Origin of the sequence: Curtobacterium sp. MCJR17_043, from assembly GCF_003224315.2 — a bacterium.
In the GTDB taxonomy this organism is placed as follows: domain Bacteria; phylum Actinomycetota; class Actinomycetes; order Actinomycetales; family Microbacteriaceae; genus Curtobacterium.
Map to the genome: position 1 here is coordinate 3,143,887 of NZ_CP126259.1, position 21,532 is coordinate 3,165,418.

16 protein-coding genes and 5 pseudogenes are annotated in these 21,532 nt (G+C 68.1%); 8 read left to right on the top strand and 13 right to left on the bottom strand.

Going from position 1 to position 21,532, the window contains the following annotated elements; translation table 11 throughout:
* Window positions 1-72: 72 nt before the first annotated feature.
* Window positions 73-1,060: pseudogene (locus tag DEJ15_RS16360) on the top strand (putative oxygenase MesX).
* A gap of 67 nt (window positions 1,061-1,127) precedes the next feature.
* Window positions 1,128-2,178, top strand: a pseudogene (locus DEJ15_RS16365) (methionine synthase).
* Between the two features lie 156 nt (window positions 2,179-2,334).
* Here DEJ15_RS16365 and DEJ15_RS16370 read toward each other — a convergent pair.
* From DEJ15_RS16370 to DEJ15_RS16385, 5 genes are all read right to left on the bottom strand, one after another.
* Window positions 2,335-3,237, bottom strand: a complete 903-nt coding sequence (locus tag DEJ15_RS16370; protein WP_284175292.1) for a CPBP family intramembrane glutamic endopeptidase — start codon at window positions 3,235-3,237, stop codon at window positions 2,335-2,337.
* Between the two features lie 22 nt (window positions 3,238-3,259).
* Window positions 3,260-3,595: an SdpI family protein gene (locus tag DEJ15_RS16375; RefSeq protein ID WP_110825854.1), complete on the bottom strand. Its 336-nt coding sequence runs from the start codon at window positions 3,593-3,595 to the stop codon at window positions 3,260-3,262.
* Window positions 3,596-3,598: 3 nt separating this feature from the next.
* Entirely contained in the window at window positions 3,599-4,021 is a 423-nt protein-coding gene (locus tag DEJ15_RS16380; RefSeq protein ID WP_284175293.1) for an HTTM domain-containing protein, read from the bottom strand.
* Between the two features lie 477 nt (window positions 4,022-4,498).
* Entirely contained in the window at window positions 4,499-5,020 is a 522-nt protein-coding gene (locus DEJ15_RS19090) for a hypothetical protein (protein ID WP_181419613.1), read from the bottom strand.
* Window positions 5,017-5,610 carry a sporulation delaying protein family toxin gene (locus DEJ15_RS16385; protein WP_110825852.1) on the bottom strand — a complete coding sequence of 198 codons (594 nt, stop codon included), beginning with the start codon at window positions 5,608-5,610 and terminating at the stop codon, window positions 5,017-5,019. The genes DEJ15_RS19090 and DEJ15_RS16385 overlap by 4 nt, the downstream gene beginning before the upstream one ends.
* 92 nt (window positions 5,611-5,702) lie before the next feature.
* On the opposite strand from DEJ15_RS16385, the gene DEJ15_RS16390 reads away from it, so the two are divergent.
* Window positions 5,703-5,999 (top strand): hypothetical protein, encoded by a 297-nt coding sequence (locus tag DEJ15_RS16390; RefSeq protein WP_146232891.1) that lies wholly within the window; start codon window positions 5,703-5,705, stop codon window positions 5,997-5,999.
* A gap of 1,618 nt (window positions 6,000-7,617) precedes the next feature.
* On the opposite strand, the gene nrdF is transcribed toward DEJ15_RS16390, so the two are convergent.
* The 4 genes from nrdF to nrdH form a co-directional block, all read right to left on the bottom strand.
* A complete protein-coding gene (gene nrdF, locus DEJ15_RS16395) occupies window positions 7,618-8,592 on the bottom strand; it encodes a class 1b ribonucleoside-diphosphate reductase subunit beta (protein WP_110825849.1) in 975 nt (324 codons plus the stop codon).
* A 111-nt stretch (window positions 8,593-8,703) separates the two neighbouring features.
* Window positions 8,704-10,809, bottom strand: coding sequence for a class 1b ribonucleoside-diphosphate reductase subunit alpha (gene nrdE / locus DEJ15_RS16400; RefSeq protein WP_110825848.1), 2,106 nt, complete (start codon window positions 10,807-10,809; stop codon window positions 8,704-8,706).
* A gap of 17 nt (window positions 10,810-10,826) precedes the next feature.
* Window positions 10,827-11,243, bottom strand: a complete 417-nt coding sequence (gene nrdI, locus DEJ15_RS16405) for a class Ib ribonucleoside-diphosphate reductase assembly flavoprotein NrdI (protein WP_110825847.1) — start codon at window positions 11,241-11,243, stop codon at window positions 10,827-10,829.
* A 117-nt stretch (window positions 11,244-11,360) separates the two neighbouring features.
* Window positions 11,361-11,594, bottom strand: a complete 234-nt coding sequence (gene nrdH, locus DEJ15_RS16410) for a glutaredoxin-like protein NrdH (RefSeq protein WP_058769310.1) — start codon at window positions 11,592-11,594, stop codon at window positions 11,361-11,363.
* A gap of 379 nt (window positions 11,595-11,973) precedes the next feature.
* Here nrdH and DEJ15_RS16415 point away from each other — a divergent pair.
* Both DEJ15_RS16415 and DEJ15_RS19790 read left to right on the top strand, forming a co-directional pair.
* Window positions 11,974-13,181: pseudogene (locus DEJ15_RS16415) on the top strand (MFS transporter).
* 66 nt (window positions 13,182-13,247) lie between these two features.
* Window positions 13,248-14,077 (top strand): annotated as a pseudogene (locus DEJ15_RS19790) (aldo/keto reductase).
* 55 nt (window positions 14,078-14,132) lie between these two features.
* Here the strand turns inward: DEJ15_RS19790 and DEJ15_RS16425 are convergent.
* Window positions 14,133-14,462, bottom strand: a complete 330-nt coding sequence (locus DEJ15_RS16425) for a hypothetical protein (RefSeq protein ID WP_110825844.1) — start codon at window positions 14,460-14,462, stop codon at window positions 14,133-14,135.
* A gap of 111 nt (window positions 14,463-14,573) precedes the next feature.
* Here DEJ15_RS16425 and DEJ15_RS16430 point away from each other — a divergent pair, with 111 nt between their 5' ends.
* Together DEJ15_RS16430 and DEJ15_RS16435 are read left to right on the top strand one after the other, a co-directional pair.
* On the top strand, window positions 14,574-15,137 hold the full coding sequence (locus tag DEJ15_RS16430) for a hypothetical protein (RefSeq protein ID WP_146232890.1): 564 nt from the start codon (window positions 14,574-14,576) through the stop codon (window positions 15,135-15,137).
* A gap of 225 nt (window positions 15,138-15,362) precedes the next feature.
* Window positions 15,363-15,884, top strand: a complete 522-nt coding sequence (locus DEJ15_RS16435) for a ribonuclease H family protein (RefSeq protein ID WP_110825842.1) — start codon at window positions 15,363-15,365, stop codon at window positions 15,882-15,884.
* An 86-nt stretch (window positions 15,885-15,970) separates the two neighbouring features.
* On the opposite strand, the gene DEJ15_RS16440 is transcribed toward DEJ15_RS16435, so the two are convergent.
* Complete coding sequence (locus tag DEJ15_RS16440) at window positions 15,971-16,222, bottom strand: DUF6458 family protein (RefSeq protein ID WP_110825841.1); 252 nt, start codon at window positions 16,220-16,222, stop codon at window positions 15,971-15,973.
* Window positions 16,223-16,326: 104 nt separating this feature from the next.
* A pseudogene (locus DEJ15_RS16445) lies at window positions 16,327-18,885 on the bottom strand (DEAD/DEAH box helicase).
* A 144-nt stretch (window positions 18,886-19,029) separates the two neighbouring features.
* Here DEJ15_RS16445 and DEJ15_RS16450 point away from each other — a divergent pair.
* Window positions 19,030-20,004, top strand: a complete 975-nt coding sequence (locus DEJ15_RS16450) for an LLM class flavin-dependent oxidoreductase (protein ID WP_284175294.1) — start codon at window positions 19,030-19,032, stop codon at window positions 20,002-20,004.
* Window positions 20,005-20,365: 361 nt separating this feature from the next.
* On the opposite strand, the gene DEJ15_RS16455 is transcribed toward DEJ15_RS16450, so the two are convergent.
* The gene (locus tag DEJ15_RS16455; RefSeq protein ID WP_284176246.1) at window positions 20,366-21,421 is read right to left on the bottom strand and encodes a glycoside hydrolase family 3 C-terminal domain-containing protein; all 1,056 of its coding nucleotides are present in this window, start codon (window positions 21,419-21,421) and stop codon (window positions 20,366-20,368) included.
* Window positions 21,422-21,532 lie beyond the last annotated feature (111 nt).

Here is a 21,532-nt window from a genome sequence, read left to right on the forward strand (position 1 = left end):
CCGTGCGCCGCGTCATGATCGAGCAACACCTCCCACAGTGCCTCCGGGCGCTCGACGTACGGACTGCCGACCATGGCGAACGACCTCACCTTCAGCATCACCAGGACCCGCTTCGACGAGGACTACTCCCCCCGCGGAGAGCTCCCGGCTGACCACGAACTTCGCCAACCTGGCACGCGGCGAGCGCCGCCAGCAGAACCTCCGCAACGCGCTCGCCATGATCAACGCGCGCTGCAACGACCTCGCGGGCGAAGCGGGCAACGCCGACGGCGGTCGGTACCGCCTCGAGCTCGACATCGTCTCGGTCACGCTGCACTTCGAGGACGGCGGTCGCGCCGAGCAGTTCCCGCTGATCGAGGTGCTCGACGTCGCGATCCTCGATCAGCACACCGGGGAACGGCACCAGGGGATCCTGGGCAACAACTTCTCCTCGTACCTCCGGGACTACGACTTCGCGGTCCTGCTGCCGTCCCTGGACAAGAGCGCCGGCGTCCCCGACGACTTCGGCCAGCTCCACGGGGCGCTGTTCCAGCGATTCCTGGAGTCGGACGCGTACCGCGACCACTTCGCCGCCGAGCCCGTCGTCTGCATCAGCGTCTCCACGAGCCAGACGTACCGGCAGACGGGGTACGGCCACCCCGTGCTCGGCGCCGAGTACGAGCACGAGCACTCCTCGCTCACGGACGACTACTTCGGCCGGATGGGCATGCAGGTGCGCTACTTCATGCCGCCGGGTGCGAAGGCACCGCTCGCGTTCTACACGCGCGGTGACCTCACCGGCGACTACTCGGACCTCCAGCTCATCGGCACGATCAGCACCATGGAGACGTTCCAGAAGATCTACCGACCGGAGATCTACAACGCGAACACGGTCGCCCCGAGCACGTACCGCCCGACCCTCGAACACACGGACTTCTCGACGCCTCCCGTCACGTACGACCGGGAGGAGCGCAGCCGCCTCGGAGTCACACAGGGGCGGTACACGGAGGAGCACCTCGTGCAGCCGCACCGAGCACTCCTCGAGCGCTGGGCCTTCAGCCACACCGCTCTGACGCACTGACCTTCCGGCCCGCTGGACCCTGCCCCGCCGCCCGCCTTCCCCACCGACCGACAGGAACCACCCGCGCATGACCACCCTCCTGCCCACCGCGATCGTCGGCAGCCTGCCGAAACCGTCCTGGCTCGCCGAGCCCGAGCGGCTGTGGTCCCCCCTGGCAGTTGGAGGGCGCAGCGCTGACCGAGGGCAAGCAGGACGCACTCCGGTCCGCCGTCCACGAGCAGGAGCGCCGCGGCATCGACATCGTCAGCGACGGTGAGCAGACCCGGCAGCACTTCGTGACGACGTTCATCGAGCACCTCGACGGCATCGACCAGGAGCGCAAGGAGACCGTCCGCATCCGGGACCGGTACGACGCCGCGGTCCCCACGGTCGTCGGCGCCGTGAGCCGTGCCGCCCCGGTGTTCATCGACGACGCGAAGTTCCTCCGGGCCCAGACCGACCGCCCGATCAAGTGGGCGCTCCCCGGTCCGATGACGATGATCGACACGCTCTCCGACCAGCACTACAAGAGCCGCGAGAAGCTGGCGTGGGAGTTCGCCACGATCCTCAACCAGGAGGCTCGGGAGCTGCAGGACGCCGGCGTCGACGTCATCCAGTTCGACGAGCCCGCCTTCACCGTCTTCCACGACGAGGTGCAGGACTGGGGCGTCGCCGCACTCGAGCGCGCTGCCGAGGGCCTGCACGCCGAGACCGCCGTGCACATCTGTTACGGCTACGGCATCGAGGCGAACAACAAGTGGAAGGAGACGCTCGGGGCGGAATGGCGGCAGTACGAGCAGTCGTTCCCGCTCCTGCAGCAGTCGTCGATCGACATCGTCTCGCTCGAGTGCATCCACTCCCACGTGCCGCTCGAACTCGTCGAACTCATCCGCGGGAAGAAGGTCATGCTTGGCGCCATCGACGTCGCGACCGAGACCGTAGAGACGCCCGAGGAGGTCGCGGAGGTGCTCCGTCGCGCGCTCGAGTTCGTCGACGCCGACAAGCTCATCCCGAGCACCAACTGCGGGATGGCGCCGCTGGCGCGGGGTGCCGCGCTCGACAAGCTCGGGGCGCTGGCAGCGGGAGCGGACATCGTCCGCAACGAGCTCGTCGGCACCGCCGTCGGGTCGGGAAGCTAGTCGCTACCACTTACAGGATTGCGCCCTCCGGAAGAAAGCCGCCCTGTTCGTTGCGTCGGCCAGGTGCTTGGCTCTCCATCCGGCCTGGAGGCGCGGCTGCCGTTCGACCGACAGGTCCCGTTGGTATTGGCGTCACCCCTCACCGCACCCGCAGACCTAATCGCCGTCCGAGCGGTTACTGAATCGACGCGAGCAAGCGACGACGATCGTCCCGAAAACTGCCGCGGCGATCCAGGTCCCAACGCCGAGCGGGCCCGCCAGGGCGAGGTCCGGCGGATGTTTCGCAGATGAGAACAGCAGCACCAGACCGCCGGCTGCGTTGAACGCGCCGTGCCCGAAAACGGCAGGCCAGACGGAATCGCTCCAGATCCGGAGCCAGCCAAGGAACGTCCCAACGGCGGTGGCTCCGACGATCATCAGGACGACCCCGGACAGGTCTGGACGATCGAAGTTGTAGCCCAGCAAGATGATCGGGCTGTGCCAGACGCCCCACACGATGCCGGTGATCAGCACAGCGGGCCAGTCGCCGACAGGCCGTAGGGCAGGGAGCAGAAAACCACGCCACCCGACTTCCTCTCCGAATGCGAGTACCCCGTTCAGAGGGGCGGCGATCGGGATCGAGATGACCTGCACGAGGACGAGTGCGCCTATCGGCAGAAGATCCCTCGCTTCCTCGGGAAGTAGCGCGGCAAATCCGCTGAACGTCAGGAGGTCGAGGCGGACGAGATGCAGGAGCGCGGCGACTGCGATGCCTGCGATGACGACAAGTGGAAGCACGACGATGCCGCCCAGTGAGAAGCGAAGGAGCTTTCCGAGCGGTCGGAGCGGGACGATTCCGAGCTGCCGGACAGCCTGCCGCACTGGAACGCGTTGCTGCAGCAGTACAACGATCGCTGCTGCAGTGCAGGGTGTGAACATCATGATCGGCAGGACCCACAGCGCGTGCGCCGACGCCAAGCCCACCGGATCGATCCACAGCGGCAGGCTGGCGAACCATCCGAAGCCCCAGGCCAGGACCGTGAAGATCAGGATCGGCTTCCAGCGGACCTCCGCTGCCACTGGCTCGGGAACGACAGGGCCATCAACGCGAAGCATCAGGTGCCTTCCGGACTGCTCGTTGCGCAGCGGCGACGCTCCACAACCCCCCGGCAAGCAGCACAGCAGCGCAGAGGATCACCGCGGACACGTCGTTCGGGCGCCCCGTCACCGCTGCGCTCATCCCGAGAACGATCACGCCACCGGCAGCAACGCTGGTCGGGAGCACGGCAGCCTGGTGTCCTCGGCGCCAGGCTGCCGCATCTCGCATCGTCGCTCGCGTACGAACACCGACGAATGAGTTCCGGCCGATGACGCCGACTGCGGGCAACACGACGAAGACCACGGTCACCACCGCCGCAACCATTTCGACGAAGATCACCTTCTACCCCTCTCCCAGAACGACGGAGCGCGCGCCTGGCCGTTGAACGTTGATGCTCATCACCGCAGCGTTCTGCAACGCGCGGCAGATGAGGAGCGCTCCGGCCATGGTGATGCCGAAGGACCAGAGCCCCAAAACGATGGCGATGCCGGCGTGGAAGGCGATGCCGGCGCCGAGCACGAGCCGTGACCACCGCCCGCGCGTCCAGATCGCTCCGACGAGGCTGAGCTCGAACACGAGGACCGCGTACGTGGCCGTCACCATGATGAGCGGATGTTCGAGAACCGGAGCGAACGCAGCGAACATGTCTGGTGGGAGCCCGAACGTGGGCATCTGGAGCCAGTACCAGAACGCTGTCCCGTCGGACCATTGCGGCACAGCGAACTTCGCAATGGCAGCGATCGCGTAGACGATCGACAGCTGCAACCTGATCAACTCAGCGGCCCCGTACGCGAATGCGTTCTCGCGAAGCAAGTCGAAGTAGGGCGTCTGCGGGGAGTACGCACTTCCCCCTCGGCGCACTCAGTAGCCACGGGATCAGAAGCATCGTCATGGCCGCATTGACCTGATCTCCACCCTCGACGAGCACGATGTTCTGCGACACGCTCCACGCCACGTAGAAGTGCGGGACGGCAAGGAGTCTGGGGGGCGAAGCCGCTGATGACCCCGAGAAGCACTAACACTGCCGCGATCGTCGCCAGCTTCAGGCCGTTGGTAGTCACCTCGGAGACGCAGAACAGCCCGAACCGTCCGGCACCGACGCAACGTGATGCAGCCGCGTTCGGCAGGAACGTGAGGAACAACGACCGCTCATCGCTCAGCAACAGGGTCGAAAGACTCCCGACAGCCAGCACCGACCGCGAAACGCCGATCGGGTTCGCGCGTCGAAGACCAGCGGTCAGGTCATGCAGGGCATTGCGCATCGACGATCACCACCTTGGATGGCATCGCACTCACGCGCGTCCCGTACGCGAAGGGGATCGGCTCCCTCTTCCGGATGAGGACTGGTTCACAAACCGGCGGGGCAGCGAGCTCGAACTGATGTTGCACTCGTGGCGCCGCAAGCGCGCACCGCTGCACATCAGCATTCGCGGCGCAGGACGACGAGGCGTCCCCGGCTGCTTGCGAAAGGGCAGCTACTTCAGCATCAATCGCGCGGGCTCGCCTCGACAAACCCATTGCATCGGCGGTGGGGAGCGCGTCGACAACCGGCACCCACCTCCCGCCACGTTTGAGGTAGGCCAGATCAGCTGCCTCCGTAGGGTCCTTCGTGAAGAACGCCCAGCCCTGCGGGGATGACACTGCGACTGCCTTAACAGCTCGTGTCAGCCCGGCCGGGAAGTACCGTGCAGACGGAAGCGAGGAGAGCGCGACCGCGGTCACCAACAGCCCGAACACCGCAGCCGCGCTCTTCCCGTGCTTCATTCGCGACCGAGATCCGCAAGACGCGCCGAGATCAACTGCGCATCAGCATCGTTTTCGACCTGACGAGTGACCACCCACGTCACGAAGGCGACCGTCACCGCGACACCAACGTTGATCGCGACGGCGAGGTTACCGGCCAGCACGAGATTCACCGTCGCGCATAGCGCGCCGTTCTCGACGCGCGGCGTTCCCTTGACGTACGTCTCCTGGAACGTGCGCTGGAGGGTCTTGACGGCCTCGTGGACGCGGACCGGATCCCCGGACCGGAACGCAGCAAGCGCGGTGTCGGTCACCTCAGCGCGGTCGGATCGGAATACACGAACCACCTCCGTGGCAAGCTCGTCGAAGTTGTCCGGCAGCGGCGTCTCGTCGCCAATGTGAACGCCGAGCGCCGAGGCAACAGGACCGGCCCCGAACAACACGGCGGTCAGCACTTGATTATCGGAGTACTTGTACCTGGCCGGGAGCGCCACGGTCGCACCCGCGGCCGTGATCTGCTCGGCTGACGCCGCACCCGCTGACGTGATCACCCCGCTCGTCATGATCAGCGCCCCGCCAGTGAGGAGCGCGGCCGTCTTCATCGTCAACATGGATCCTCCTCAATCGCGACGCTTGTTGCGCCAACTGATCTTTCACCGGTCGGATATTGCATGTCAAGGGTGGCCGGTGCAAGCTACTCTCCATGAAGAGGTGGATCCGTATCCCTGCCGTCGTCATCGGCGCTGCAGCCACGGCCTACGGGTGCCTGTACCTGAGCCCGCTCCTGACCGGCTGGATCGGAGCAGCCACACTCTGGATGGCGACGACGCGCTGGAGCTCCGGCGAGCCGATCGAGTTTCCCGTCGGCACAGAGGTCGATCCCACGGACGTCCGGAGGTACCGCGAAGACCATCCCGGAGTCTCGATCGAGCGAGCAGCCGCTGCCGTCGCCAAAGCGTCAGCGGCTCAACCGAACGGGCACGATGAGACGCATCATTGAACAGCGAACGCCCAGCGGGCCGAAGCCCGCGGGGCGTCACGACGATTCGATCAGCATCATCCAGGCACGCAGAACAACACCATCACCGCGAACGTGCAGCGATGGCTTTTGCGCGGGCCGGGCACGCGAGGAAGACCTCGGGTTGACCCTCCCGTTCGACGGATGTGTCGGCAGCGCAATCCACCCGGAGCAACCCACTTGAGTTCGCTCGGGTGTGCGGAAGGGCTGCTGCGAACGGACACGACGTCATCGCGCCCTCGCATCACCAGCAGGTGCGCGTCACCCGCTTCACGCAGCGTCGTTACAGGTCTCGACGCGGTGCTCGTCATCCCGGGTTGTCGCGGCTCATCTTGTCGAAGTCGCCCGCTATGCACTGCGAGCTGCCGTCGATCGTGTACCCCCCCGAGGATCTGCTCGGAAGCCGGAAGAACTCACCGGACCACCCCTACCCCGGACTCCGAGGGTCGGGTCTACACCGCCGGTCTGGTACCGCTCGGTCGTGACCCCGAGCCCCGGACCGTCTCGGACCTCCCAATCGTAACCAACGACGTCGGCGGACCCCTCGACGAACGTGACGATGGACTGTTCCGCCTGCTCCGGGCTCTTCCCGAGCCCTGCGCTGCAGCCGGTGAGAACGACGACGGTGAACAGCGCCGCTCCTGTCGCCCGGAGGACGATCACGGCCTTCCGCCGATCGGGCTTCATGCGAGAGCTCCTTCCAGACCGCTGCGCTTCAGCAACGACTCCACGGTCATGTCGTGAAGCACTCGGGCCCTTCTCACGATCACTGACACAAGCGGGTCAGGCGTGGGGCGTTGACTACGCCAATGATCACCAAGAGCAAGATCCACGAGGTCGAGAACGCGACCGTCAGAGACCGCGACGGCGTATTGGCCGGCAAGGTCGCGCAGGTGTTCCCCCTCCGACGAGGACGGCAGCGCTGCGTTCGTCAGCGTCTCGACAGGACTGCTCGGGGGGTCACACCGTGCTTGTCCCGGTCGAGGACGCCACGTTCGACGGCTCGGACCTCCACGTTGGGTACGCGAAGAGTGCGATGAAGGGTGCGCCCTCCCCCCGGAGCTGGAAACACCTTGTCCGCCGGAGAAGCGAACGCTGTCCGAAAGCACTACGGACTGTCCCCCATCGGCAGAGCGACCGGCGACATGGGCGATCCGCACGAGAATCTCGACCAGGCCGGTACCGGTCCTGCGGGCGCAGACGACACCGAGGGCGCGGGTACGACGCCACCGGCGTGAGCTGAGCCGAGCAGTCGTCGATCGACATCGTCTCTCTGGAGGCACGGCGCCGGTCCGCCCCTCGCTGCGCTTGCGGCGCTGCTCGCGATCACCTCCAGCCGGCCAATGGCATCATCGGCCGTCTTCATGCTCGGCAGCCCAGTCGTCGTGATCGGCGCCAGCCTCGGTGCCGAGTTCGTCGTCGAGAAACGGCGGGGCCGACGCACGCGCCGGCGATGACGTGAGACCGAGATGAAACACGGGTGCGGCAGCACGCGGCCGTGCAGCGATGCTCCACAGTGTCCGCACCGACGGTGTGCACCGGAAACGGGAATGCCCCACTGGCAGAAGCCAGCGGGGCATTCCCGTGAGACAGACCAGGATCAGAAGTCCCAGTCCTCGTCCTCCGTGTTCACGGCCTTCCCGATGACGTACGACGACCCCGATCCCGAGAAGAAGTCGTGGTTCTCATCCGCGTTCGGCGACAGCGCCGACAGGATCGCCGGGTTCACATCAGTGATGTTCTTCGGGAACATCGCCTCGTAGCCCAGGTTCATCAGCGCCTTGTTGGCGTTGTAGTGCAGGAACTTCTTGACGTCCTCGGTCAGCCCGACCTCGTCGTAGAGGTCCTGCGTGTACTGCGCCTCGTTGTCGTAGAGCTCGTAGAGCAGCGAGAACGTGTAGTCCTTGAGCTCGTCGCGCTCCTGCTGCGTGACGCGCTCCAGGCCCTTCTGGAACTTGTAGCCGATGTAGTACCCGTGCACGGCTTCATCGCGGATGATGAGTCGGATCAGGTCGGCGGTGTTCGTGAGCTTCGCGCGGCTGGACCAGTGCATCGGCAGGTAGAAGCCGGAGTAGAACAGGAACGACTCGAGCAGCGTCGACGCGATCTTGCGCTTCAGCGGGTTGTCGCCCTGGTAGTAGTCCATCACGATGGACGCCTTCTTCTGCAGGTTGGGGTTCTCCTCGGACCAGCGGAAGGCCTCGTCGATCTCCGGCGTCGACGCGAGGGTCGAGAAGATCGACGAGTACGACTTCGCGTGCACCGACTCCATGAACGCGATGTTCGTGTAGACGGCTTCCTCGTGCGGGGTGATCGCGTCGGGGATGAGCGAGACGGCGCCGACGGTGCCCTGGATGGTGTCCAGGAGCGTCAGACCGGTGAACACACGCATGGTCAGCTTCTGCTCGGCCGGCGTGAGCGTGTTCCACGACTGGACGTCGTTCGACAGCGGCACCTTCTCGGGCAGCCAGAAGTTGTTGACGAGACGGTTCCAGACCTCGACGTCCTTGTCGTCCTGGATTCGGTTCCAGTTGATTGCCTGGACCCGATCGATGAGCTTGAGCTTCTCGACCAACGTGTGTTCCTCGTTCAGCAGTAGATGGTGACCAGTGATGCGGACTGGAAGCGCGGTGCGGGATGGCACCGCGCCTCCAGTCCGGTGGGCAGTCGCGTCAGCGACCGGCCGCTACAGCATGCAGCTGACGCAGCCCTCGACCTCGGTGCCCTCGAGCGCGAGCTGGCGGAGACGGATGTAGTAGATCGTCTTGATGCCCTTGCGCCATGCGTAGATCTGCGCCTTGTTGATGTCGCGCGTGGTGGCGGTGTCCTTGAAGAACAGCGTCAGCGACAGGCCCTGGTCGACGTGCTGGGTGGCAGCGGCGTACGTGTCGATGATCTTCTCCGGGCCGATCTCGTACGCGTCCTGGTAGTAGTCCAGGTTGTCGTTCGTCATGAACGGCGCCGGGTAGTAGACGCGGCCGAGCTTGCCTTCCTTGCGGATCTCGATCTTCGACGCGATCGGGTGAATCGACGACGTCGAGTGGTTGATGTACGAGATCGAACCGGTCGGCGGGACGGCCTGCAGGTTCTGGTTGTAGATGCCGTGCTGCTGGATGGACGCCTTCAGCGCCTTCCAGTCGTCCTGCGTCGGGATGGTGATGTTCGCGTTGTCGAACAGCGACGCGACGCGCGGAGTGGCCGGCGTCCAGACCTGGTCGGTGTACTTGTCGAAGAACTCACCCGACGCGTACTTCGAGTCGCGGAAGCCGTCGAAGGTCTCCCCGGTCTCGATCGCGATGTTGTTCGAGGCACGCAGGGCGTGGAACAGCACCGTGTAGAAGTAGATGTTCGTGAAGTCGATGCCCTCTTCGGAGCCGTAGTACACGCGCTCACGAGCGAGGTAGCCGTGCAGGTTCATCTGGCCGAGGCCGATGGCGTGCGACTTGTCGTTGCCGTCCTCGACCGAGCGGACCGACGAGATGTGCGACATCTGCGACACCGAGGTCAGGCCGCGGATCGCGGTCTCGATGGTCTTGCCGAAGTCCGGCGAGTCCATCGTCAGCGCGATGTTCAGCGACCCGAGGTTGCAGGAGATGTCCTTACCGATCTCCTTGTAGGACAGGTCCTCGTTGAAGGTGGTCGGGGTGTTGACCTGCAGGATCTCCGAGCACAGGTTGGACATGTTGATCCGACCCTTGATCGGGTTGGCCTTGTTCACCGTGTCCTCGAACACGATGTACGGGTAGCCCGACTCGAACTGGATCTCGGCGATGGTCGTGAAGAAGTCACGCGCCTTGATCTTCGTCTTCTTGATGCGCGAGTCGTCGACCATCGCGCGGTAGTTCTCGGAGATCGGGACGTCACCGAACGGAACGCCGTAGACCTTCTCGACGTCGTACGGCGAGAACAGGTACATGTCCTCGTTGTTCTTCGCGAGCTCGAACGTGATGTCCGGCACGACGACACCGAGCGACAGCGTCTTGATGCGGATCTTCTCGTCCGCGTTCTCGCGCTTGGTGTCGAGGAACTTCATGATGTCCGGGTGGTGCGCCGACAGGTACACGGCACCGGCACCCTGACGCGCGCCGAGCTGGTTCGCGTAGGAGAACGAGTCTTCCAGCAGCTTCATCACGGGGATGATGCCCGAGGACTGGTTCTCGATCTGCTTGATCGGGGCGCCGGCCTCGCGGATGTTCGACAGGAGCAGGGCCACGCCGCCGCCGCGCTTCGAGAGCTGGAGCGAGGAGTTGATGCCGCGCGAGATCGACTCCATGTTGTCCTCGATGCGGAGGAGGAAGCAGGAGACGAGCTCGCCGCGCTGGGCCTTCGCGGTGTTGAGGAACGTCGGGGTGGCGGGCTGGAAGCGGCCGGCGATGATCTCCTCGACGAGGTCGATCGCGAGCTGCTCATTGCCCTGCGCCAGGCCGAGCGCGGTCATCACGACACGGTCCTCAAAGCGCTCGAGGTAGCGCTTGCCGTCGAACGTCTTGAGCGTGTAGCTCGTGTAGTACTTGAACGCGCCGAGGAACGTCTGGAACCGGAACTTCTTCGAGTACGCCAGGTCGTTGAGCTTCTGGATGAACTCGAGCGAGTACTGGTCGATCGTCGCCTGCTCGTAGTACTCGTTCTCGACCAGGTAGTCCAGCCGCTCCTTCAGGTTGTGGAAGAAGACGGTGTTCTGGTTGACGTGCTGCAGGAAGAACTGCTTGGCCGCCTCACGATCCTTGTCGAACTGGATGTTCCCGTCCGCGTCGTAGAGGTTGAGCATCGCGTTGAGGGAGTGGTAGTCCATCCCCGTCTGCGGCGACGTCAGATCGACGTCTGCAACTGCTGCGTCCAAAATGCTTCCAATCCTGAGTTGACCGCCGACACGTCGTCAGGGGTCCCGAAGAGTTCGAATCTGTAGAGAACGGGCACGTGGCACTTCTGTGCGATCACGTCGCCCGCGAGACCGTAGGCCTCGCCGAAGTTCGTGTTGCCGGCGGCGATCACGCCCCGGATCAGTGCCCGGTTGTGTTCGTCGTTGAGGAACTTGATGACCTGCTTGGGGACCGCTCCGTGGCCGTTGCCGCCGCCGTAGGTGGGCAGGACGAGCACGTACGGGCCGTCCGCGTGGAGGAACGGCTCGCTCGGGAGGAGCGGGATCCGGTCGGCGTCCTGGCCGAGCTTCTCCACGAACCGAGCGGTGTTGCCCGAGACACTCGAGAAGTAGACGAGGCGGCTCATGGTGCGCTCCCTGGCGAGGTGCGGACTGCGGACCGGAGGGGTGTGGCGGGGGGCGGGACGAGCCTCCAGGCTGTCTGCCCGCCACCGGGCGACGCGGGCCGGACGGCCCGCGCGGCGTCAGGCCAGTTCGGCGCTGAGGGTGGCGATCTTGTCGGGGCGGAAGCCCGACCAGTGGTCGTCGTCGGTCACGACGACGGGGGCCTGCATGTAGCCGAGGCTCTTGACGTGCTCGAGTGCGGCTTCGTCCGTGGAGACGTCGTGCACCTCGTACTGGATGCCCTTGTTGTCGAGGGCGCGGTACGTCGCAGTGCACTGGACGCAGGACGGCTTGGTGTACACGGTGACGGCCATGATCTCCCCTGGTTCTGGGCCCGGTGGGGGGCCCGACGTTCTGGTGCTGTGTTGTGGACGACGCTACTACATGTAGTGCCCGATGGCCGGTTGGACCACTAGAGGAAGTGTTACACCCCTGTAGTTCTCCACAACGCCCTCCACAGACTGTGGATTCCCGCGAGGCCCGGTTTTCCGCCACTCTCGCACCCGCCACCGACACTTCCCACACCCCGTTGAGGGGCCCTCTCCACGGGTGTGGAAACCGTCGGACGCACCTGCCGCTCGGCGTGTCTGAGAACGCTGCGCGGACAGCCACCGATCGTCCTTCCCCCCGGACAGGGGACACGGTCCTCCACAGCCCCTGCGGGGCGGTCCGTCCGGTCCGTACACTCGTCACGTGAGCGCGTACGGGTCCCTGTTGAAGACGCCCGGTGTCGGCCGGGTCATCGCCGCGCAGCTGACCGCTCGCTTCCCGTTCGGCATGCTGTCGCTGGCCTACCTGCTGCACGTCGAGCACATCTTCCACTCCTACGGAGCCGCCGGACTCGTGCTCGCGACCACCAGCGTCGGACAGGCCCTCGCCGGGCCGCTGACGAGCCGGTGGATGGGCAGCTGGGGCATGCGCCCCGTCCTGGTCCTCACGAGCATCGTGGCGTTCGTCACCATGGGCGTCATCGCCTTCTTCGTGATGCCGCTCTGGGCCTACGTGGTCATCGGGTTCGTCGGCGGCCTGGCCGTCCCGCCCGTGCAGCCCGCGGTGCGCACCATCTACCCGAAGATGGTGACGTCGAAGCAGCTCACGCCGCTCTTCTCCCTCGACGCCAGCGCGCAGGAGCTCATCTGGGTCGCCGGCCCGGTCATCACGACGTTCGTCGCGACGCAGATCGGCACGGTCGAGGCGATCGTCGTCGCGATGGCGTTCCTGCTCGTCGGCGGCGCGTGGTTCATCGCCTCCCCCCGAGCTCGGCCGCGTCCGGATCCCCCCGCTCGAAGCGCGCCTTCGGTGTCGTCATGAAGCGTCCGTCGGTCGTCGTGGCGACCCTGACCGGTCTGCTCCTGATCGGGGCGTGCGCCGCGGTCGAGGCCAGCGTCACGAGCGTCTTCGGCGAGGGCAGCCCGAACGCCGGCATCGTCCTCGCGGTCTTCGCCATCGGGTCGCTCATCGGCGGCCTCGCGCTCGGCCACCGCCCGATCTCGAAGAACACGCTCTGGCTGCGGATGACGATCGTCTTCGTCGGCCTGGTCCTCGCCGTGGGCAACCCGACGTTCTGGTGGCTCTGCATCGCCCTCGTCATCGCCGGCGCCGGCATCGCGCCGGCCCTCGCGGTCATGTTCGGGTCGGTGTCGGCGACGGTCAAGTTCTCGGACACGGCCGAGGCGTACGGCTGGATGGGCACCGGTCAGCTCATCGGTGCCGCCGGTGGGTCCGCGGTCGCGGGCTTCCTCATCGACAGCAACGGCCCGAGCGGCGGGCTCATGGTCGGTGCGGTGATGGCCGCGGCCGGCGTCGTGCTGCCGCTGGCGATGCGGAGCTGGCTGCCCGACCTCCGCGGTCGCGACGTCAGCCCCATCCCGGACACCGAGCCGGTCACGATCCCCAGCTGACCTCGGTGGCGGTGCCTCTGCACAGCGCCGCTCGAGATGCCGGCCCGGGAGGCCCGGGGCGGCAGGATGGGGGCATGGTCACCACGATCCCCCCTCCGCGACGGCCGGAGCATCCCCGCCGTCGGCTTCGGCGTCTACAAGGTCGACGACGCGGAGGCCGAGACGGCCGTCGGCCTGGCGCTCGACGCCGGGTACCGCCACGTCGACACCGCCGAGATGTACGGGAACGAGCGCGGCGTCGGGAAGGCGATCGGGGCCTCCCGGCTCGACCGCGACGACGTGTTCGTGACCACCAAGGTCTGGAACGACCACCAGGGGCGCGACGCGACCCTGCGCGCCTTCGACGCCAGCCTCGACCGACTGGGACTCGACGCCGTCGACCTGTACCTCATCCACTGGCCCGCCGCGGCGAACGACCGCTACGTCGAGACCTGGCGCACACTCGTCGAACTGCGCGAGTCCGGCCGGGCGCGGAGCGTGGGGGGTGTCGAACTTCCAGGTCCCCCCACCTCGAGCGGGTCATCGCCGAGACCGGCGAGGTGCCGGCACTCAACCAGGTCGAGCGGCACCCGTGGTTGCCACAGCGCGAGCTCATCGCCTTCCACGCGCAGCACGGCATCGTCACCGGGGCGTGGTCGCCTCTCGGCCGTGGACGCCTCATCGAGGACCCGGTCCTCACCGGGATCGCCGCCGCGCACGGGGTGAGCGTCGCCCAGGTGCTCGTGCGGTGGAACGTGCAGCAGGGCGTCGTCGTCCTGCCGAAGTCGGTCACGCCGGCGCGCATCCGGTCGAACCTCGACGTCGACGGGTTCGTGCTGGGCGACGACGAACTCGCCGCGATCGCCGGCCTCGAGTCCGGGCAGCGGACGGGCTCCCACCCGGACTCGGTGTCCTGAGGGACGGACCCGGGTCCTGACGGGCCGGCTCACATCCTGACGGACCGGCCGATGGTCAGCCCTGGCGGTCCTCCTCGGACTGCCACGGCAGGTTGAGGTCGCCCGGCTCCGGCTCGACGTCACCGGCGTCGTCGGCGCCACCGGTCCCCGGAGCAGCGACGACCCGCGAGGGGTCGATGCCGTCCTCGCGCAGGTCGTCGTCGTCACGCTGCTCGGTCTGGGACGCGTCCATCTCCCGCTCACTCGAGGGGCTGTACGAGGTGTCGGCGGCCCGCTGCTCGCTGCCGCTGACACCGTCGACGTCGTCGCTGTGCGCGGCCGAGGTCAGGGCGTCCGAGCGGTCCCGGTCGTCGGAGTGCTCGGGGCCTGCGATGTCGTTGCTCATGGTGGTTCCTCCCGTTTCCCCGAACGGTAGGCGGCGGAGGGTGGCCGACTCCCAGGGCGTCGGCCCGATCGGGGCACAACGGCGCCGTGCCCGCGTCGGTACCGTCGAAGGGTGATCGATCCTCGTGCCCTTGCTTCCGACGAGCTCCACCCCGGCGAGCGCCTGCTGTGGGTGGGGCAGAGCGACCCTGCCCGCCTGTTCGGCGGGCGCGACGCCTTCCTCGTGCCGTTCAGCCTCCTGTGGGGTGGCTTCGCGATCTCCTGGGAGGTCGGCGTCCTGATCAGTGGAGCGCCGTGGTTCTTCGCCCTGTTCGGCAGCGTCTTCGTCCTCATCGGGCTGCATCTGATCGTGGGCCGGTTCTTCGTGAAGCGCCACCGGAAGCGCACGGAGGCCTTCGCCGTGACGGACAGGCGGGCCTTCATCACGAACGGCCGGAGCAGTCGCGAGACCGATGTCCGACGGATGGACCGGAGCATCACCTGGACGCGCGGTCGTACCCACTGCTCCGTCGAATGGGGCGGATCGGGCGGCGGCCTGTTCTCCGGTGGCGGCGTGCAGCACGTGTACGCGAACACCGGGATGGACGGCTTGTTCGGCCCCCGTCCGATGGCGTTCTTCGACGTCGCCGACGGCACGGCCATGGTGCAGGCGCTCGATGACGCAGCAGGGCGCTGAGGGCGGAAGCGACGCCCTCGTCGCCGCACTCCGCCAGGTGAGCGGCCGCTGACCCGCGGTCCGGTCGCGCCCCGCCGCGGACGACCCGCCCCGTCGCGACAGGGCGCGATGAGCGCAGCTGGGCGCGACCCCGGCACCGTCCCCCGCCGACGGCCGGGAGGCACACCCCGCCCGACAGGTCCGTTACGCTCGTCGGGCACTCGCCACCACTAGAGAGGTCCCACCGTGACGATCGTCGCCGCCGCAGACGGCTCAGCCCTCGGCAACCCCGGCCCGGCCGGCTGGGCCTGGTACGTGGACGACGACCGGTGGGCAGCCGGCGGATGGCCCCGCGGGACGAACAACCAGGGCGAACTGACCGCGGTCCTGCAGCTGCTCCGTGCGACCAAGGACACCGGCGAACCCCTGCACATCCTCTGCGACAGCCAGTACGCCATCAAGGCCTGCACCGAGTGGCTCGCCGGGTGGAAGCGGAAGGGCTGGCGGAAGGCCGACGGCAAGCCCGTGCTGAACGTCGAGATCATCAAGGAGCTCGACGCCGAGCTCCAGGGCCGCAAGGTCACCTTCGAGTGGGTCCGCGGACACATGGGCCACGAGATGAACGAGGCCGCCGACGTCCGGGCCCGGGGAGCCGCGACCGCGTACCAGAACCGCACCGAGGTGCCGACGGGGCCGGGCTGGCCGGGCGTCGACGTCCCGGAGCCGGAAGCGCTGCCCGAGGCCGTCCCGCCCGCGACGCTCTTCTGAGCCGAGCACGCAGCCGCACACACCACCCGGGCACACGACGAGGGCGGGACCGATCGGTCCCGCCCTCGTCGTTCGCGCTTGCGGTGTCAGTAGGTGCCGTCGCGGCGGTCCTGCCGCGTGATCTGCTCACCGGAGGTCGGGTCGACCCCGGAACGGGTCGTGGTGGTGGTCCGACGCCCGCCGAAGCCGACCGCCAGGCTGATGATGAGCAGGATGATCCCCGCTGCGATGAGGATGTAGCCGATGAGCTTCAGGTCGATGCCCGCGACCTGGAAGTCGACCGCGAACGCGACGATTGCGCCGATCACGATCAGGGCGATGCTGGAGCCGATACGCATGGGCGTTCCTTCCGTGGGAACCCCGACCGTACCGGACGGTGTCCGCTCGTGTTCCGCCCTCGGTCGATCCGCACTCGGTCGATCCGCCCTCGGTCGATCCCCCCTCAGTCGACGTCGACCTCGGCCCACCCGTCGAACCGGCCGATCTCGGTGACCCGGACGACGGCCTCCCCCGCCTCGTCGGACGCGTCGAGGTCGATCGTGGCGGAGAAGCCGAAGTCCTTGTCGCCCTCCGGGTCGGCGAAGATCTGCCGTGCGCGCCAGGTCCGGCCTTCCTCGGCGAGGACGAGGTACTGCATGGACCGGGCCTCGGCGTCGATGCCGACGGTGTCGTGCTCGTCGTAGTACTCCTCGAGCACGGTGTCCCACGCGGACCGGTCGAACCCCTGCTGCGCGTCGAGTTCACCGAGCCCGTCGATGTCGTCGCGAGCGGCGAGCAGCACCCGCTGGAACAGGGCGTTGCGCACGAGGACGCGGAAGGCGCGGACGTTGCCGGTGAGGCGGGCGGGCTGCGGCGGGGCGATCTCCTCGTGTTCGGCCTCGGCGAGCGCGATGTCCCCGTTCAGCAGGGCCTCCCACTCGTCGACGAGCGAGGAGTCGACCTGGCGCACGAGTTCGCCGAGCCACTCGATGACGTCGTCGAGCTCCTGCGTCCGGTGCTCGTCGGCGATGGTCTGCCGCATGGTCCGGTACGCGTCCGACAGGTACCGGAGGACGAGCCCTTCGGACCGGGTGAGCTGGTAGTACCGCACGTAGTCACCGAAGGTCATCGCCCGCTCGTACATGTCACGGACCACGGACTTCGGCGAGAGGGTGAAGTCGAGCACCCAGGGCTGCTCGTCCGCGTAGCTCTCGTACGCGGCAGTGAGGAGTTCGTCGAGCGGCTTCGGCCAGGTCACTTCTTCGAGCAGCTCCATGCGCTCCTCGTACTCGATGCCCTCCTGCTTCATCCGGGCGACCGCTTCCCCGCGCTCCTTGAACTGCTGCTGCGACAGGATCGCGCGCGGGTCGTCGAGGGTCGCCTCGACGATGGAGACCATGTCGAGCGCGAAGGTCGGGGGAGTCGGGGTCGAGCAGCTCGAAGGCGGCGAGTGCGAAGGGCGACAGCGGCTGGTTCAGCGCGAAGTTCGCCTGCAGGTCGACGGTGAGGCGGTAGCGCCCGTCGACCTTCTCGATCACCCGCGCGTTGATCAGGGTCCGGGCGATGGTGAGCGCCCGCCTGGCCATCGCGAGCTGACGCGCTCGGGGTTCGTGGTTGTCGAACACCAGGGAGCGGACGTCCTGGAACGCGTCTCCCCCCGCGCGCGACGACGGAGAGCACCATGGCGTGTGTGATGCGCATACGCGACACCATCGGCTCGGGCTCGGCGGCGATCAGGCGCTCGAAGGACGCCTGGCCCCAGGACACGAAGCCCTCGGGCGCCTTCTTCCGCTTGATCTTGTTCTTCTTCTTCGGGTCGTCCCCGGCCTTGGCGACGGCCCGCGCGTTCTCGATGTCGTGCTCGGGGGGCCTCCGCCACGACGTCGCCCTCGGTGTCGTAGCCGGCGCGACCGGCACGGCCGGCGATCTGGTGGAACTCGCGCGCGGAGAGCTGCCGCATCTTCGTGCCGTCGAACTTCGTCAGCCCGGTGAAGAGCACCGCTCGGATGGGGACGTTGATGCCGACGCCCAGGGTGTCGGTCCCGCAGATCACGGGCAGGAGCCCGCGTTGCGCGAGCTGTTCGACGAGCCGCCGGTACTTCGGCAGCATGCCAGCGTGGTGCACCCCGATGCCGGCACGGATGAGCCGGGACAGCGTCTGCCCGAACCCGGCGCTGAAGCGGAAGCCGGCGATGGCCTCCGCGATCTCGTCGCGGCGCTCCCGGCTGGCGACCTTGGCGGACATGAGCGACTGCGCCCGTTCGAGCGCCGCTGCCTGGGCGAAGTGGACGATGTAGACCGGCGCCTTGCGCTCTTCGAGCAGGCGCTCCACCGTCTCCTGCACCGGCGTCATGACGTACTCGTACGCGAGCGGGACTGGCCGCGAGACGCCGGTCACCCGCGCGGTGGCGCGGCCGGTCCGTCGGGAGAGGTCGTCCGCGATCGTGGTGACGTCGCCGAGGGTCGCCGACATGAGCAGGAACTGCGCCCGCTCGAGCACGAGCAGCGGCACCTGCCACGCCCACCCGCGGTCGGCGTCGCCGTAGAAGTGGAACTCGTCCATCACGACGACGTCGACGTCGGCGTCGGGGCCCTGGCGGAGCGCGAGGTTCGCGAGGATCTCTGCGGTGCAGCAGACGATCGGGGCGTCCGCGTTGACGGCCGAGTCGCCCGTGACCATGCCGACGTTCTGCGCGCCGAACAGGTCGACGAGCTGGAAGAACTTCTCCGAGACGAGCGCCTTGATCGGTGCCGTGTAGTAGCTCCGCTTGCCCTCGGCGAGCGCGGCGAAGTGCGCGCCGGCCGCGACGAGCGACTTGCCGGTGCCGGTCGGGGTGCTCAGGACGACGTTGGCGCCGGAGACGAGTTCGATGAGCGCTTCGTCCTGCGCCGGGTAGAGCGGGCGACCGCCGGAAGCGGCCCACTCCGCGAAGGCCAGGTAGACGGCGTCGGGATCGACGACACCGCCCTCTGCCGCCGGCAGTGCGGCGACGAGCGGAGGGACGGTGGTGACATCGGTCATGTCCCCATCCTCCCAGCACCACGCGTCACCGGTCCCGGGAGGCCCGGATCCGTGGACAGGTCCCGCACCTTCCACAGATCCATACGCCCGCATAGACTGCCTCCGTGCGCGAACTCGGCTTCCTCTCCTTCGTCCCGAACCACGGTGGCACCCCCCGGCGCCGCGAGCGCGCTCGAGGACGGCCTCCGGCTGTTCGAGGCCGCCGAGGCGCTCGGCTACGGCACCGGATGGGTGCGCGGCCGCCACTTCGAGCCCTTCCTGACGAGCCCGATGACCTTCTTCGCCGCCGCCGCCCAGCGGACGAGCACGATCGGCTTCGGCACCGCCGTCCTCGGGATGCGGTACGAGGACCCGGTCCGGCTCGCCGAGGACGCCAGCACGGTCGACCTGCTCAGCGGCGGTCGGGTGCAACTCGGCATCAGCACCGGGATCGCCGGCTACGGCCCGATCCTCGACCCCGTGTTCGGCACCTCCGAGCGCTCGTTCCGCGACGAGGCCGAGGCCCGTGCCGCCCGCCTGCTCGAGGTCCTGCGCGGCGACGCCCTCGGTTCCGCCGGAACGGGCTACGAGTCCATCCCCGCCGGCGCCGAACTCACCCTGCAGCCGCAGAGCCCCGACCTGCTCGACCGGGTCTGGTGGGGCGGCGGCAGCATGGGCACCGCGGTGAAGACGGCCGAGAAGGGCCTGCTGCTGCACTGCTCGACGCTGAACACCGAGGACACCGGCGCCCCGTTCGCCGAGGCCCAGGCCGACCAGATCGCCGCGTACCGCTCCCGGTTCGCGGAACTGCACCCCGAGCGCACGCCGAAGGTCGCCGTCGGGCGGATCATCGTCCCGCTCCTCGACGACTCCGACCGCGCTGTGCACGAGGAGTTCCTCACCGGGTACGCGTCCGGCATGGACGACGAGGGCCGGCCGCTCTCCGGCCCGCCGTTCCGCTTCAGCCGCGTGCTCTCCGGCGAACCGGCCGCCATCGTCGACGCGCTGCTCGCGGACCCGGCGGTGGCGGCGACCGACGAACTCGTCGTGACCCTCCCGGCCAACGGGGACCGCGCCTCCCACGAGCGGATCCTGCGGATCGTCGCCGAGGAGATCGCACCGGCGGTGCGCACGGTCTGAACCGGCGGAGCGGACAGACGTCCGGCGGGGCCCACGGTGTGGTGAGTACCGAGGGTCCTCCCGCCGCACGACCATCCCGTCCCTGATCCACACGGGATGGTGTACCCATCGTTCCACCACCTGGGTGGTTTGTCACACAGGTCGCCACACGAGGATGCGCCCCCGCACGGGGTGCGGGGGCGCATCGGGACGCATCCGGCCCGGCGGGGCGCCGACGACCGGATCAGGAGGCCGTGGCGCACGCTCGACGGACCGTCGGTGATGCGCGCGTCGCCGGTAACCAGCCGGCTGACGCATCACCGATCGTACTTGCCCGCCGTTGCCCGGTGCGGAAACCGGACGGGTCGAGCGGGCAACGTGTTCACGCCAGTTCGACCGACACCCGTCCGGCCTCGTCGACCACGGACGCGCCGACGTGCAGGGTGAACCACCCGTGCTCGTACGCCCAGTTCCCGTCGCGCCCGCCGTCCCAGTGCGCGAACGCGCGGGCCGGGACCTCGATCGCGACCTCGGTCGACGCACCCGCGTCGAGCCGCACCGGGGCGAAGCCGACGAGCCACCGCACCGGCCGGTCCACCGAGGACCCCGCACGCGACGCGTAGACCTGCACGACGTGTTTGCCCGCGCGGTCCCCGGTGTTCGCGACGGTCGCGGTCACGATGACGGCGTCGCCCTCGGTGACCGTCGGGGTCGCCGCGACGCCGCCGATCGACCACGTGGTGTAGCCGAGCCCGTGCCCGAACGGGTAGGCCGGCTCGGTGCCGGCACGGAGCCATGCGCGGTACCCGATGTGCACGCCCTCGTCGTAGGAGACCGCGCCGTCGACCGGGGTGACGTCGAGCACCGGGACGTCGGACATCACGGCCGGCCACGTGGTCGGGAGCCGGCCGCCCGGCTCCCGCGCACCGGTGAGCACGTCGGCGAGCGCGTTCCCGTACTCCTGGCCGCCGAACCAGCTGAGCAGGACCGCGGCGACCTCGTCCCGCCACGGCATCTCGACGGGCGAGCCGGCGTTCACGACGACGACCGTGGCCGGGTTGGCCGCGGCGACCGCACGGACCAGGTCGTCCTGGTGCCCGGGCAGTGCGAGGGACGTCCGGTCGTGGCCCTCCGACTCGACCCGGCTGTTCGTCCCGACGACCACGACGGCGACGTCGGCCCGCGACGCGGCGGACACGGCCGCGGCGACCAGGTCGGCCGGGTCGTCGTCCGAGGGCTCGGTGCCGAACTGGTAGGCGAGGACCCCGCCGAGCGTCTCGTCCTGCACGACGTCGTGTTCGATGCGGATCGCGAGCCGCTGCCCGGCCGTCACCGGGACGGGCACCGAGCGCGCCGGCGGGTCGAGGAACGCGGCGCCGAGCTGGTCGCCCGCGAACGGCACGTCCTCGTCGAGCAGGAGGGCGCCGTCGACCCACATCCGGGATGGTCCCGCGGCACCGATCCCGATCCGCACGGTGCCGTCCTGCTGCGCCGTGTAGGTGGTCGTGATGTCCAGCCGGTCGGCCTCGCGGGTGGGAGCGTCCCCGCC

Coding starts and splice junctions, on each gene's coding strand:
- DEJ15_RS19090 (WP_181419613.1), bottom strand. CDS start 5,020: ATGAAGCACGGGAAGAGCGCGGCTGCGGTGTTCGGGCTGTTGGTGACC.
- DEJ15_RS16385 (WP_110825852.1), bottom strand. CDS start 5,610: ATGTTGACGATGAAGACGGCCGCGCTCCTCACTGGCGGGGCGCTGATC.
- DEJ15_RS16390 (WP_146232891.1), top strand. CDS start 5,703: ATGAAGAGGTGGATCCGTATCCCTGCCGTCGTCATCGGCGCTGCAGCC.
- nrdE (WP_110825848.1), bottom strand. CDS start 10,809: ATGGACTACCACTCCCTCAACGCGATGCTCAACCTCTACGACGCGGAC.
- nrdI (WP_110825847.1), bottom strand. CDS start 11,243: ATGAGCCGCCTCGTCTACTTCTCGAGTGTCTCGGGCAACACCGCTCGG.
- nrdH (WP_058769310.1), bottom strand. CDS start 11,594: ATGGCCGTCACCGTGTACACCAAGCCGTCCTGCGTCCAGTGCACTGCG.
- DEJ15_RS16425 (WP_110825844.1), bottom strand. CDS start 14,462: ATGAGCAACGACATCGCAGGCCCCGAGCACTCCGACGACCGGGACCGC.
- DEJ15_RS16440 (WP_110825841.1), bottom strand. CDS start 16,222: ATGCGTATCGGCTCCAGCATCGCCCTGATCGTGATCGGCGCAATCGTC.
- DEJ15_RS16455 (WP_284176246.1), bottom strand. CDS start 21,421: ATGTGGGTCGACGGCGCCCTCCTGCTCGACGAGGACGTGCCGTTCGCG.